Source organism: Caballeronia sp. LjRoot31 (assembly GCF_964253885.1).
Lineage (GTDB): Bacteria > Pseudomonadota > Gammaproteobacteria > Burkholderiales > Burkholderiaceae > Caballeronia.
This window is the reverse complement of sequence record NZ_CAXURX020000001.1, coordinates 4,042,899-4,056,537: the sequence shown is the minus strand read 5'-3', so window position 1 is coordinate 4,056,537 and position 13,639 is coordinate 4,042,899. Positions and strand designations below refer to the sequence as shown.

At 58.8% G+C, this 13,639-nt stretch carries 11 protein-coding genes; 8 read left to right on the top strand and 3 right to left on the bottom strand.

The window, feature by feature from the left end:
* Positions 1-47 precede the first annotated feature (47 nt).
* From ACSQ8V_RS18135 to ACSQ8V_RS18110, 6 genes are all read left to right on the top strand, one after another.
* A complete protein-coding gene (locus ACSQ8V_RS18135; protein ID WP_031364241.1) occupies positions 48-473 on the top strand; it encodes a F0F1 ATP synthase subunit epsilon in 426 nt (141 codons plus the stop codon).
* Between the two features lie 21 nt (positions 474-494).
* Entirely contained in the window at positions 495-650 is a 156-nt protein-coding gene (locus ACSQ8V_RS18130) for a hypothetical protein (protein WP_436206529.1), read from the top strand.
* A gap of 107 nt (positions 651-757) precedes the next feature.
* Positions 758-2,488, top strand: a complete 1,731-nt coding sequence (locus ACSQ8V_RS18125) for an AMP-binding protein (RefSeq protein ID WP_436206528.1) — start codon at positions 758-760, stop codon at positions 2,486-2,488.
* Positions 2,489-3,030: 542 nt separating this feature from the next.
* Complete coding sequence (locus ACSQ8V_RS18120; protein ID WP_213765015.1) at positions 3,031-3,978, top strand: alpha/beta hydrolase; 948 nt, start codon at positions 3,031-3,033, stop codon at positions 3,976-3,978.
* Between the two features lie 271 nt (positions 3,979-4,249).
* On the top strand, positions 4,250-4,594 hold the full coding sequence (locus ACSQ8V_RS18115; protein ID WP_255631413.1) for a type II toxin-antitoxin system PrlF family antitoxin: 345 nt from the start codon (positions 4,250-4,252) through the stop codon (positions 4,592-4,594).
* Positions 4,591-5,103 (top strand): type II toxin-antitoxin system YhaV family toxin, encoded by a 513-nt coding sequence (locus ACSQ8V_RS18110; protein WP_436206527.1) that lies wholly within the window; start codon positions 4,591-4,593, stop codon positions 5,101-5,103. Before ACSQ8V_RS18115 ends, ACSQ8V_RS18110 begins: the two co-directional genes overlap by 4 nt.
* 49 nt (positions 5,104-5,152) lie before the next feature.
* On the opposite strand, the gene ACSQ8V_RS18105 is transcribed toward ACSQ8V_RS18110, so the two are convergent.
* The gene (locus ACSQ8V_RS18105; protein ID WP_436206526.1) at positions 5,153-6,028 is read right to left on the bottom strand and encodes a transporter substrate-binding domain-containing protein; all 876 of its coding nucleotides are present in this window, start codon (positions 6,026-6,028) and stop codon (positions 5,153-5,155) included.
* 1,114 nt (positions 6,029-7,142) lie between these two features.
* Here ACSQ8V_RS18105 and hemE point away from each other — a divergent pair.
* Both hemE and ACSQ8V_RS18095 read left to right on the top strand, forming a co-directional pair.
* Positions 7,143-8,231 carry a uroporphyrinogen decarboxylase gene (gene hemE, locus ACSQ8V_RS18100; RefSeq protein WP_031364245.1) on the top strand — a complete coding sequence of 363 codons (1,089 nt, stop codon included), beginning with the start codon at positions 7,143-7,145 and terminating at the stop codon, positions 8,229-8,231.
* A gap of 461 nt (positions 8,232-8,692) precedes the next feature.
* On the top strand, positions 8,693-10,960 hold the full coding sequence (locus ACSQ8V_RS18095; RefSeq protein ID WP_436206525.1) for a primosomal protein N': 2,268 nt from the start codon (positions 8,693-8,695) through the stop codon (positions 10,958-10,960).
* A gap of 60 nt (positions 10,961-11,020) precedes the next feature.
* On the opposite strand, the gene ACSQ8V_RS18090 is transcribed toward ACSQ8V_RS18095, so the two are convergent.
* The gene (locus ACSQ8V_RS18090; RefSeq protein WP_213765142.1) at positions 11,021-11,203 is read right to left on the bottom strand and encodes a hypothetical protein; all 183 of its coding nucleotides are present in this window, start codon (positions 11,201-11,203) and stop codon (positions 11,021-11,023) included.
* Positions 11,204-11,532: 329 nt separating this feature from the next.
* A complete protein-coding gene (locus ACSQ8V_RS18085) occupies positions 11,533-13,590 on the bottom strand; it encodes a PIG-L family deacetylase (RefSeq protein WP_436206524.1) in 2,058 nt (685 codons plus the stop codon).
* Positions 13,591-13,639: the final 49 nt, after the last annotated feature.

Here is a 13,639-nt window from a genome sequence, read left to right as displayed (position 1 = left end):
CTTTATCCAAAGCGAGCGCCTCGTAATACACTCAACTGGGAGTCGATATGGCAACTATTCAAGTAGACGTCGTCAGCGCGGAAGAGCAGATCTTCTCGGGCCGGGCGAAGTTCGTCGCACTGCCGGGCGAAGCGGGTGAACTCGGCATTCTGCCGGGCCACACGCCGCTCATCACGCGGATTCGTCCGGGTGCGGTGCGTATCGAAGCGGAGAACGGTGACGAAGAGTTCGTGTTTGTCGCTGGCGGGATTCTCGAGATTCAGCCGGGCGTGGTGACGGTTCTGGCCGATACCGCGATCCGTGGCCAGGATCTCGATGAAGCGAAGGCGCTGGAAGCGAAGAAGCGCGCTGAAGAAGCGTTGCAGAACACGGGTTCGAACCTCGAGTACGCAACCGCGCAAGCGGAGTTGGCGTACGCGACGGCTCAGATCGCGGCGATTCAGCGGCTGCGGAAATTGCGCGGTAATCACTGAGTTTTTCGCGAGTTTGTCGAGATGAAAAAAGCAGCCTTCGGGCTGCTTTTTTTATTGGCCTTCGAAGAAACGGCGATGCACGCGCTAACACATACGCTCAAGACCGCGCGCTTCCGCGCAAATCCGCACAACCAACATGCGTTGATCCGGACGTTTTTGCGGGTAACTTGCGGGTAACACTCAATGCCCTGGCTTTCCCTCGCGATGCACAATTAGCCTTCCGAATCGCTTTCATGGCGCATCCTCTTCGCCTTTAGCGCCATCCCACGGAGGAGACCTTCGATATGCCTATCCAACCGACGAACGCCGGGCCGCAGATCGAACCACGCGACGGCCTGTCGTACGTTCGCGGCTCGACGGATATTCCACTGAGCGACGCCACCGTTTCCCGCTTCCTGCGCGGTACGGCCGAGAAATACCCCGACCGTCCTGCGGTGATTTTCCGCGAGCAGAACATTCATTGGACCTGGCGTGAATTCGCCGATGAAGTCGATGTCCTCGCGTCGGGTTTGCTCAAGCTCGGCGTGGGAACGGGAGATCGTGTAGGCATCTGGTCGCCGAACCGCTCTGAATGGTTGCTCACGCAATTCGCGACGGCGCGGATCGGCGCGATCCTGGTGAACATCAACCCGGCGTATCGGTTGGCGGAGCTTGAGTACGCATTGAACAAGGTCGGCTGCAAGGCGTTGATCGCAGCGGAACAGTTCAAGACATCGAAGTATCTGGAGATGCTGCAAACGCTCGCGCCGGAACTCGCGACGGCAGAACCTGGTGCACTGAATGCTGCCCGTTTCCCCGATTTAAAAGCCGTGATCCGAATGGGCGAGGGCGCGACGCCCGGCATGCTGCGTTTTCCCGATGTCATGTCGCACGGCCGGGATCGGCTCAACACGGCACAGCTCGACGCGCTGGAATCGGCGCTGACGGCCCATGATCCCATCAACATCCAGTTCACGAGCGGCACCACCGGGAATCCTAAGGGCGCCACGCTTACGCATCACAACGTGGTGAACAACGGCCGTTACATCGCGCGCTCGATGTTGCTCACTGAACAGGATTCGCTGTGCATTCCCGTGCCGCTGTATCACTGCTTCGGCATGGTGTTGGCGGTGCTTGCGTGCGTATCGGTGGGTGCGGCGATGGTGTTCCCCGGCGAAGCTTTCGATCCCGCCGCCACGTTAGCCGCTGTCGATGAAGAGCGCTGCACCGCATTGCACGGCGTGCCAACGATGTTCATCGCGGAACTCGATCTTCCGAACTTCGATACGTACGACCTCAGCCGCTTGCGCACCGGGATCATGGCGGGTTCGCCCTGCCCGATCGAGACCATGAAGCGCGTGGTCGCGGAGATGAATCTGCGCGAAATCACGATCGCATACGGAATGACCGAGACGAGCCCAGTGTCGTTTCAGAGTTCGACCACCGCTCCCCTCGATAAACGCACCACGACCGTGGGTCAAATCCAGCCGCATCTGGAGGTGAAGCTGGTTGATCCGCTCGGCGAAATCGTCCTGGTTGGCGAGACCGGCGAACTCTGCACGCGCGGATATTCGGTAATGAAAGGATATTGGGGCGACGAAGAAAAAACGCGCGAAGCGATTATCGATGGCTGGATGCATACCGGCGATCTGGCGACGCTCGATGCCGAGGGATATTGCAATATCGTAGGACGTTTAAAGGACATGCTGATTCGCGGCGGCGAGAACATTTATCCGCGCGAGATCGAGGAATTCCTGTTCCGGCACCCGAAGATTCAATCGGCGCAGGTATTCGGTGTTCCCGATAGTAAATATGGCGAGGAAGTATGCGCGTGGATTGTTCTCCGCCAAGGCGAGCACGCGACGGCAGAAGATATTCGCGAGTTCTGCCAAGGGCAGATCGCGCACTACAAGATTCCGCGGCATATCCGCTTTGTCGACGAGCTGCCAATGACAGTCACCGGCAAGGTCCAGAAGTTCATCATGCGAGCGAAGATGATCGATGAACTGAAGCTATCAGAAGCTAAAACGGCGTAACTATGGACAATTACTGAGATCCACAACTGAAAATGGCCGCCGGAGTAATCACGGCGACCATTAAGTTCTTACGCAAACGTTTGTATAGACGAAAAAAAAGCGGGCCTGGAGCCCGCTAAAAACCACACGCTACGGGGTTAGCGCGAGGAGACCAAGGGTGGGACTGGCCGATAATTCATCGACCAACGACCCCAACAAACATGTCCCTGAAACTGGGATTCGGCACCAGGCCGACCGCCGAATGCAACTCAAAACGTTGTAGTTCCCCAACGCTGCACTCGGTCACATCCGTGTTGAGACCGTTGAAGTGATTGTGGGCGAATAATCCGGATATCACCGTAACAAAGTGTTTCAGGTTGTAACCCTTGACACACAGGGTTCCGCGATTATTTCGTCCATATTTTGTCGATTATTGTGATTTACGAGCCAATATTTCGGCGCCTCTTAGAAATGCTCGCGCTGCCGAGCACGATATGTAGATTTTAAGGACAATTAAAAAACGTCGACCCGACCGGGCGGCGAACTGTACTGGAGACAAGCGCATGACCATCGACGCAGACCTTCTCGCCTACTATGCCAGGGTGGCCACGGCGTTCCCCGAACTGCCGGCCGATGCCGATCCGATCGCCATACGCCGACAGTTTCAGAATGTGGCGCGCGAGTTCGCCGCGCCCCGTCCGGCGGGGTTGGACGTTGAGGATACGGTCTTGCCGCTTGACGGGCGTACGCTGCGGGCGCGGATTTATCGGCCGGCGGGGGCCAGAAGGCCATTGCCGCTGGTGGTCTATTTTCATGGCGGCGGCTGGGTGGTCGGGGATCTGGACACGCACGACCTGATGATCGCGCGATTCGCCCTGGACTCGCATTGCGCGGTCGTGAGCGTGGATTACCGGATGGCGCCGGAGCATCCGTTCCCCGCGCCCGTTGACGATGCGGTCGACTCTCTGCTGTGGCTTGCCGAGCATCGATCGCGTCTGGGCTTCGCAACCAACCGGCTGGGCGTGGCCGGCGACAGCGCGGGCGGCCATCTCGCGGCCGTCGCTGCGCGTGCCGCGAACGATCGTGTAGCCGGTCTGGTCACCGCGCAGTTGCTGATCTATCCGGTAGCGCGCTGCCGCTTCGAGGGTGGCAGCTTTACAGCCAACGCCGAAGGGCCGGGTTTGACCACGGAAGAAATGCGCTTTTACTGGGCCCAATTCCTGACGGCTGAACCGCCGGCCGATGACGACGTGCGTGCTTTCCCGCTCGCGCAATCCTACGATCGGACGCCGGCTCGGGCGTTGATCGTGGCTGCAGCCTACGATCCGCTCTACGACGACGCACACGAATTCGCGCGTTTTCTGGAGGCGAATGGCGGGCGTAGCGAGGTAATCGACGCGCACGACATGACGCATGGCTTCGGCCGGATCCAGGCGCATTCGAAAGCGGCGGCGCTCTGGATGAAAAAAACGTCGGAACGCTTCGGTGAATTGTTACATGCAGAGCGTTGACTTTTCGATGCCGAGCGACATGAACTTACGTGATGCTTACGTAGAGTTATCAACCTGCTGAAGCTGACGTGCGCGTGAGCGGTTGTGCAAAAAGGGCGGTCGCGACCGCACGGCAGCGCGCCGACTCTTTCGCCCGCGCCCACGATGGCACCATCGATTAAGCCATGACGGCTCATGATTCGGACCCTCAGGTTGAAGGTAATGCATTTGCATTGACGTGGCAATTCGTTTGCATTACCATGTGTGCCGTTGTTACGGAATGGGGTCCGACATGTCATACGCAATCGAGAACGATTTCGCGATGGAAGCTGAATCATCGCTGACCGACCGATATCAAACCACGGTGCCGGAGACGATCCGGCGTGCGCTCAAGCTCGGCAAGCGAGACAAGATTCACTATCGCGTCAAGCCGACTGGCGAGGTCACCATGACCCGGGTCGCAGCCGACGAAGAAGATCCTGCCTTTGGTCCGTTTCTGGACTTTCTGGCGCACGATATCGAACGCCATCCGGAGCGCCTGAAGTCATTCGCACCCGAGTTTGTCCAGAGCCTTCGGGCGCTGACGAAGGACGTTGTCTTCGATATTGATGCGCCGCTTTCACCGGACGATGAATGACCGCACGACCAGTTCCTCTTGTCGTCAACGGGTGGACGATTTTCGGCCACCCGCTTTTCATCGATCAGCTTGAACCGCTCTACTCGGAAGTCTTCGCGCTCAGTCAAAAGGATCCCGACAATTTCCACAAGAAGAATGCTGCCAAGCGGCTCGCCGTAATCGCGCATCTGATGCTGGACGCGATCCCACAGGATCCGGAGAAGGCTGAATATCGACAGGGCACCACGCTCGGCGATGATCGTAAGCATTGGTTTCGTGCGAAGTTTTTCCAGCAGTACCGTCTGTTCTTCCGTTACCACAAGGCTTCGAAGATCATCCTCCTCGGCTGGGTAAATGATGAGGACAGCAAGCGCGCCTACGGCTCGGGAAGCGACGCCTACAAGGTCTTCTCAAAAATGCTGGGTAAGGGTCAACCGCCTGATGACTGGGACCAACTACTCGCCGAGGCGACCGCCGCGTCGGGCCGATGGGCTGAAACGCTCCAAGCCGTCGGCAATCTGAACAAATGATGGGAAAGAGCCGCCCCCAGGCTAGGCCGCGACCGGCCGCCTGCAGTCCTCATTTCAGCCATTTATCGAGCACTGCCTGAAACTCGCCTGTCGAGCGTGACAGGTGCAGCCATTGATCGACGTACTGCTGGAACACCACATCGCCCCGTGGCAGCAGGTACGCTTTTTCTCCGAACTGGAACGGCTTGTCCGGATGGACCGAGCACAGGCCTGGATTCAGCTTTTGCTGGAGCAGGGTTTCGGAGGCGTCGGTGACCATCACGTCGGCGTGGCCATCGAGGATCTGCTTGAAGATGGTCACGTTGTCGGGGTACTCGATCAGTTGCGAATGCGTGAAGAACTGCTTCGCGAACTTCTCGTTTGTACCGCCCGGATTGACGATGGTGCGTACGCCGGGTTGATCGATTTGCGCGACGGTCTGGTATTTATCGACGTCGGCGCAGCGGACGATGGGCGTCTTGCCGTCGACCATATAGGGTTGCGTGAAGAACGCGCGTTTCTGGCGTTCGAGCGAGGTTGAAACCCCGCCGACTGCGATGTCGCACCTTGCGACGAAATCGTTCATCAAGTTCGACCATGATGTCTTGATGAACTCGGCTTTGACGTTCATCGACTGGGCGAGGTTTTGTGCGGCATCAATGTCGATGCCTTCGAACTGGCCGTCGGGCCTCAGGAACGAGTACGGCTTGTAATCGCCGGTCGTGCAGATGCGCAGTGTGCCGCGGGCGAGGATTTCGTCGAGTCTCGATGGGGTGGGCGGAGTTGCCTGGGTGCTGGCCGGTGATGTCGCACCGGGGGCGACGGTGATGCTGCCGCCTTGCACGGTTTGCGCTTGCGCGCCGATGGTGAAGCCGAGCAGCAGGGCGCAAATACCTGTGCGAAGGACACTGCGAAGTGACGCGCATCCAAGGGCAAGAACTTTCATCGACACTCCTGGAAAGATTATTTCAGTCGCCGATAGGGCGTCGTTGGCACTCGGTCCGGGGTTTGGGGCGGTTCTGGGGGTGGGGTTGGGGTCAGTGCCGGTTTGCCTGGTTCATGGGTCGGGGTCTATGCCGGGTTGGTGCTTTCGGCCGTGGTGGTCTGCTTGAGTCGGATTTTCTCTTTATCACTATTAGCCACTGTGCGTGGCGGCACGTCATTTCTTTGTCCAAAGCGACAAAGAAACGAAGCAAAGAAAGCGCTTTTAAAACACGCTACCCTAAGTGTCCACAGCGTGCAGTTTCTATTCATAGGTGCCCCAAAAGCACGGTGCTCGCCAGAACCACGGATGTGTGAACCCCTCTTTCTCCGAACACGGATACCCACACGCTTCGCCACCAGTGACTGAATCTGCCCAAGGTTCACCCCGCGCTATCCGCGGATAACCTCCCTCCAAATGTGTACACGCCTCGAACCATGTCGCCAACCCTGCTGGAAACGAGGTCGCGAAGATGCGTAAGGCCGTACCCACGCAAATAACTGTGGTGACCACGCGGGTAACTCACCAAAACTGGAGCAGCAACACGCGTGGTGCCGTGACCTACGGACATAACCGTCAGACCACGTAGCTGACACGCGAAGAGCGCGGCAGCCGGAACGCGTGAGGCCGCGCGGGTTCCTTGGCAATGGTGCTTGCCCGAGAGCGTACGGGGCGAAGCGTGTTCATGTCAGGATTCGCGAGAAGGAGGGGTTCAAACATCCTTCGCTCTGGCGAGCACCGTGCTTTTGGGGCACCTATGAATCAAAACTGCACGCTGTGGACACTTAGGGTAGCGTGGTTGAAAGCGCTTTCTTTGCTTCGTTTCTTTGTCGCTTTGGACAAAGAAATGACGTGCCGCCACGCACAGTGGCTAACAGTGATAAAGAGAAAATCCGACTCCCGCAGACCACCACGGCCGAAAGCACCAACCCGGCACTAACCCAATACTCCCCAACTCGCCGCCCCAAAACCCGCCCCCACCACCAACCCCAAATCGAGTGCGAACGACCTCCCCTTGAGTACGAACGACCCGCCCCCCGTCCGGTAGAATGTCCCTTTGCCCTACGCTCCAAGCCACGTGCCTTCCACACTCCTGAACGACACTTTCCTGCGCGCGCTGCAGCGCCAACCCACCGACTACACGCCAATCTGGCTGATGCGTCAGGCGGGTCGCTACCTGCCCGAGTACAACGCCACGCGTTCTCGCGCCGGTAGCTTCCTGGGCCTCGCAACCAATCCCGATTACGCAACGGAAGTCACGCTTCAGCCGCTGGAACGCTTCCCGCTCGACGCCGCCATCCTGTTCTCGGACATCCTGACTATCCCCGATGCAATGGGCCTCGGCCTGAATTTCGTCCAGGGCGAAGGCCCCCGATTCGAGCGCACAGTCCGCACCGAAGAGGACGTGGCCAAACTGCACGTGCCGGATATCGACGCGACGCTGCGCTACGTGACCGACGCGGTATCGCAAATCCGCCGCGCACTCACCGACGCCCAGGGCCGCCAGAAAGTGCCGCTGATCGGTTTTTCAGGCAGCCCCTGGACACTCGCCTGCTACATGGTCGAAGGCGGCGGATCGCCCGATCACCATACGGTCAAGGCCATGGCTTACACGCGGCCGGACCTGATGCATCGCATCCTCGATATCAACGCGCAAGCGGTCGTCGCTTATCTGAACGCGCAGATCGAAGCGGGCGCGCAAGCCGTGATGATCTTCGATACCTGGGGCGGTGCACTCGCCGACGGCGCGTATCAACGCTTCTCGCTCGACTACATCGCGAAAGTGGTCGCAGGATTGAAGCGCGAACACGACGGCGTCAAGGTGCCGGTTATCACGTTCACGAAGGGCGGCGGCTTGTGGCTGGAACAAATCGCCGCAATCGGCGTGGACGCGGTGGGTCTCGACTGGACCGTAAACCTGCGCCAGGCGCGCGAAAAGGTGGGCGATCGGGTCGCGCTCCAGGGCAACATCGATCCAGCGGTGCTGTTCGCATCGCCGGCCGTGATTCGCACCGAAGCGCGCGCCGTGCTCGACAGCTTCGGTAATTTCCCCGGCCATGTCTTCAATCTCGGCCACGGTATCTCGCAATTCACGCGTCCGGAGAACGTGGCGGAACTCGTTGACGAAGTACATCGCCACAGTCGCGCCATCCGGGCAAAGAACTGACGTTTGGTCAAAAAAGATTGCTGCCCTGCGTCACGAAAAGCTTACGTCAAACGTTTGGGCGGCAAGACAAAAGTGCCGCCAAATGACCGTAGATTGGCCGTTCCGCCAATGTCAAGAGTTGACTTATGCACATTTTGTACGTTGCGGCGCGCCATCTTCAATTCAGACCCGAACGCCTTCATGAGGGCATGTTTTGTGTCTTCAAATACATGATTAATAAGAGAAATTCGAGATCGACCCGGAATGTGGGCTACCGCACACAACGAGCGAGATCGCCATTTTTTGTCCCTGTCAATCAAAGTTCTCAACAAAGTTATCCACAGGCCTGTGGAAAGCTTCGAAATCTCAAAAATAATCCACAGCTTAGCGTCGATTGTGATGTTTCACTTTAACTACGCCCCGCACAGTCAAATGTTCAGGTGGAACGGTTGCTCAGGCGTGGCTTGCGGCCGGTGGGGCAATTGAGCGTCTTTGTCCGCGTCGCGCTGGACCATCCTCTACCGACGCTTTTCGACTATCGATACGATCTGGCCCCCATGCCGCTGCCCGGCATGCTGGTACGGATTCCGTTCGGACGCCGCGATGCAGTCGGCCTGATTTGCGAGGTCACGGATCACACCGACGTGCCGACGGACAAGCTGCGTGATGTGGCCGCTATTTGCAGCACGCTCGCGCCGCTTGCCGACGAATGGCGTGCGCTGACGCTGTTCGCGGCCGAGTATTACCAGCGCGGTCTGGGCGAAGTGGCGTTGCCTGCGCTGCCGCAGGTTCTGCGCGACGCCTCGCGCTGGGCGAAATTGCTGGCGCCGGAGGAGCGGTATCGGCTGATGCCGGAAGGGCGCGCGAGTTTGCCCGATGCGTTGCCGGCGCGCGCCACCGCACTGCGCCGTCTCGCCGATGCCCTCGCTGCCAATCCCACGTTACCCGCTGCCGAGGCCCGCGCGCTGCATCCGAAAGCGCGCGCCACGCTTGATGAATGGCAGATGCGCGGATGGGTATCGCTGGAAACCGGTGATGTGCCGGAGCAGGACATTGGGCTGGCGCCCGCGGTTGAAAAGGCCGCGCTGCACGCCGCCGACGCGCTTTTGCCGCAATTGACCGCAGAGCAGTCCGATGCCGTCGATGCAATAACCGGTGCGAAAGGTTTCGCCGCGTTCTTGCTCCACGGCGTAACCGGCAGCGGCAAAACCGAGGTTTATCTCCACGCACTGGCCCATTTACTCGGTTCGCGCCCTGACGCGCAAGCGCTCGTGCTCGTCCCGGAAATCAATCTCACGCCGCAATTCGAAGCCGCTTTCCGCACGCGTTTCGCTGCGCTGCCGGAGGGCGCCATCGTGACGATGCATAGCGGGCTGGCCGAAGGCGAGCGCGCGCGCAACTGGCTCGCGGCGCACACGGGCCGCGCGCGGCTCGTGCTCGGGACGCGGCTGGCGGTGCTGGCGTCGTTACCGAAGCTGGCGCTGATTGTCGTCGATGAAGAACACGATCCCGCCTACAAGCAGCAGGAAGGCTTGCGCTATTCGGCGCGGGATCTCGCGGTTTATCGGGCGAATAAGTTGGAAATTCCGGTGGTGCTGGGGTCGGCGACGCCATCGCTCGAAAGCTGGTGGCAGGCCGAGCAGGGCCGATACACCAAGCTCACGCTCACGCGCCGAGCCGTGGCGACGGCGGTCCTGCCAAGCGTCCGGCTGATTGACCTGGAAGAGGAACGGCAGCGCGGACGCGCGTCGGTGGAGGGCTTGTCGGGGCCGCTGATCGCCGCGATGAAAACGCGCCTGGAACGCGGCGAGCAAAGCCTCGTGTTCCTCAACCGGCGCGGTTACGCGCCCATCCTTTCGTGCGACGCCTGCGGCTGGGTCGCCGGCTGCCCGCGATGCAGCGCCTACGTCGTGCTTCACAAGCCCGAGCGCGCGTTGCGTTGCCACCATTGCGGCTGGGAATCGCGGATTCCCAAGTCCTGCCCGGACTGCGGCAATGTGGATATCGCGCCGATGGGCCGCGGCACGCAGCGCGTCGAAGAAACGCTCGCGACGGCTGTGCCGGGAGCGAGGGTTCTACGCATCGATGCCGACAGCACGCGGCGCAAGGGCAGCGCACAAGCCCTTTTCTCCGATGTCCACGCCGGCGAGGTCGATATTCTCGTCGGCACGCAGATGATCGCGAAGGGGCACGACTTTCAGCGCGTGACGCTGGTTGGTGTGCTCAACGCCGATACCGCGCTTTTTTCTCACGATTTCCGGGCCAGCGAGCGGCTTTTCGCCCAGTTGATGCAGGTGAGCGGCCGGGCGGGGCGCGCTGGCTTGCCGGGTGAAGTGATGATCCAGACGCGTTACGCGCGGCACGCGCTTTATCACGCGCTGGCGCGGCACGACTACGTTGGGTTTGCCAATTCCACGCTAGCCGAGCGCCGTGATGCCCATTTGCCGCCGTTCGTCTATCAGGCGATGCTTCGCGCCGAAGGACGCACGCTGGAGGCCGCGCTGGACTTTCTGGGAGCGGCGGCGGCGGAGTTCGCGGCGCTGGCCGGCGCCGAACGCGTGACCGTGTACGACGCGGTGCCGCTGACCATCGTGAAGGTGTTTAACGTGCACCGCGCGCAATTGTTGTTGGAATGCGCGTCGCGGGCCGTGTTGCAGAATGCGCTGCGGGCCTGGCAGCCGGCGTTACGCAGTCTCAAGGTAAAAGGCGTGATCCGATGGAATGTCGAGGTCGATCCACTCGATATCTAGTTTCGCTCGCGTCGGTGAGCGGGTCTTAGCCTCGCGTTGCCTGGCGCCTCTGCTCGTTCTTCAGCTATTGCCGCGGTCCGCGCCTTGCACGCGCGCAACCGTCAGGCCGCCGACCGTCATGTCATTCCCGCTGTCGCGGTCGCTCTCAGGACGCTCGACGTGCGGATGCGCGCCGCGGATGAACAACACCACGCACAGCGCGCACATCGCCCAAATGCTGAAAAAAATCGTCCAGGTGCTCATATCCTCTTCTCCCCCGAAACCGCGCGGCTGCATGTAAGACGGCCGCAAAGTTTCATCGCTGATATGGCCGTACCAGTTCTTATCGGCACCAGGCAGCGATTACTTAGGGGTGGCTCAAGAAAAATTATCAAACGCGAAATCCTAGAGCACGTCCAGCCCACACGGCCATCCTCAATTACCCGTAATCCCTTGTTCCGAAAGGAATTTCTACCGATTTGACAAAGGTGCAACCAGTCTCGAAATCTTGGTTGCACCTTTTTGGGGCAGGTCACGAGTTAGCAGCACGCGACTGAAGGAAGCCGGTCACGCCGGCGGCGAGGGAATTGCGTCTATAGCGGACTGAAAGTCGACCAACCGCCCGCTTGTCTCGTGGTCTGTAATACTGACGCGCCCCCGGCCGGTCCACGGACCATCAGCGTCGGATTTCCGTTGTTGTTTTGCAGAAACTGCGCGGAGCCATTGATCTGTCCTAGATCTTTGACGCCCGAACTACTTGGAACACACAAGTGACCGTAATTATTACCACAATTCCCTGCCACAATTAGGCCGTCGAAGGCGACTGTTGCAGTGATGTTGACCCAATCCTGATCGCTCGCAACCACCGTTCTTGACCACGTTGTATTGAGCGATAAATGTGACCCCGACAACTGCTGGTAAGCCACTATATCGCTGTCACCATGTGAATTAGCTTCCTTAGCAATGACGAGCACGCTGCCGTCGGAAGCGTTCAACAGGATCGGATCGATCGTCGACGCATTGGGGGGAAATGCGACATCTTGAAACGTAACGTAGCCGGGCTGGATCTGCGAGCGAATCTTGATCGTCCCAGTTGCCGTCCTGACGGCAATCGCTAGCGATTGAGATGAGTCTGCCGTCATCGAGGGATTTCCTACGCCGGACAATCCGGTCTCCCGCCATCCGTCCCAGCCACCACCAACGGAAGTCTCCGCCCGATATAGCACACCGCCACTGACGGCTCGAGCAACGACGGCCAGTCGCCCGTCATTGTTGACCTTGGCTTGTGGTGCGGAAACGATCACTTGTTCGTCCCAAGTTAACGGGGGCCACCACCCGCCTGCCGCCTTTGACGGCAGGTAAAGAAGATCGTTCTGGGCAGTTCGCGCAAAAACGGACAGCCTCGCGTCAGAGCCTGTGACAATCGAGGGGGCGCCCGCCAACTGTCCGTCGACTGGTAAATCGACACGTGTCGTGGCGTTCCATATATGCAGTTTGTTGTCTAAGTTTCCAACATATGCAACAACGTTGCCCCCTCTGAAATCGGCTGTCGTGTTCGAGCTAACTAAGGAGTTGACACCGTCGATCGGTTGCATGATGTGATATTGCGACTTTACCCAAACGCCTTCCGCTCCGCTGTCCCACGCGCACACCGGCTGGCCGGACGGTCCCTGTGTACAGGAATATACGTAGTCGTACTTCCCGTACCAAGCGGCGGTCTGTGATTTGGCAGTGGATTGCGTAAGACTTAGACTCAGCGGTCTGCCAGACAACGGATAATCAACATACGACTGCGCTAAAGCGTTTACGCCTGAGTTCGCCAAAGCTTCCATTGCCAGTTTGGCGCTAGCGATGTGACTGGGGTGATCGTTATTTTCTCCGCATAGCCAGCAGACATCGAGATAAGGGGTGGTTATCGAATAATCCTGCGTGTACACGATGTCGGGTTGGAATCGGGCTATAAGTTCCGAAAGTGTCTTGACAAACTCTGCGCGCACATAATGTTCCAGGTTCTGTTGCGTCGTCACAGGATCGGCCACACGATAAGGATAGGCTTCAACCCGATAGGCAGGATCAGCTTCCATATGGCTTATCGGCGTGTAGGATCCCCAGCCGTCGCCCTCCCATGGATCATCAACGCCCAGCAAAATATGAGTGAATTTGCCGTCCGGGCTGGTGTACCGGACAGGTAAATGGCCATTGACCGACGGTAGACGGTCTTCGGACCAAGTAGCTGGGTCAGGTGCGTTCACGCCTTGCATAAAAGACCACGCGGCCAATGCGCCTTGATCTCGGCGCGCAGAATAGGCCCAAGTGTCGGAGCGTGGTTTTCCATCTGTAGCATAGACCACTTGTATGCAGGCGCCGCGATCCAGATGTTTTTGCAAATCGGTTTCCATAAAGAAAAGATCATCATCCTGATGCGCAACAAACACTTGAACTTTGTACGCGCACGTCGCGTTGTCGCTTCTTGTCGACGCGATCTGGTTTCCTCCAGCGGCGGCGAGAGCGGATTGATTTTCCGCTGATTCGCAGACAGCAGATAAAAACGTCATACCAACGATTAATGTTAATAATCGCAAGTAGATCACTTGAATTGAACACCTTTTTGTCGATGAAGAAGACACTAATTCTGTTTCGTTTGGTTCCATTATTTCGCCCATATTGGAGCAATGAGGGACTGCGCTTGAATGGCGCCGC

Bases quoted from the DNA above. Each gene is read 5' to 3' on its own strand.
- ACSQ8V_RS18135 (WP_031364241.1), top strand. From the start codon at position 48: ATGGCAACTATTCAAGTAGACGTCGTCAGCGCGGAAGAGCAGATCTTC.
- ACSQ8V_RS18130 (WP_436206529.1), top strand. From the start codon at position 495: ATGAAAAAAGCAGCCTTCGGGCTGCTTTTTTTATTGGCCTTCGAAGAA.
- ACSQ8V_RS18125 (WP_436206528.1), top strand. From the start codon at position 758: ATGCCTATCCAACCGACGAACGCCGGGCCGCAGATCGAACCACGCGAC.
- ACSQ8V_RS18120 (WP_213765015.1), top strand. From the start codon at position 3,031: ATGACCATCGACGCAGACCTTCTCGCCTACTATGCCAGGGTGGCCACG.
- ACSQ8V_RS18115 (WP_255631413.1), top strand. From the start codon at position 4,250: ATGTCATACGCAATCGAGAACGATTTCGCGATGGAAGCTGAATCATCG.
- ACSQ8V_RS18110 (WP_436206527.1), top strand. From the start codon at position 4,591: ATGACCGCACGACCAGTTCCTCTTGTCGTCAACGGGTGGACGATTTTC.
- ACSQ8V_RS18105 (WP_436206526.1), bottom strand. From the start codon at position 6,028: ATGAAAGTTCTTGCCCTTGGATGCGCGTCACTTCGCAGTGTCCTTCGC.
- ACSQ8V_RS18090 (WP_213765142.1), bottom strand. From the start codon at position 11,203: ATGAGCACCTGGACGATTTTTTTCAGCATTTGGGCGATGTGCGCGCTG.
- ACSQ8V_RS18085 (WP_436206524.1), bottom strand. From the start codon at position 13,590: ATGGAACCAAACGAAACAGAATTAGTGTCTTCTTCATCGACAAAAAGG.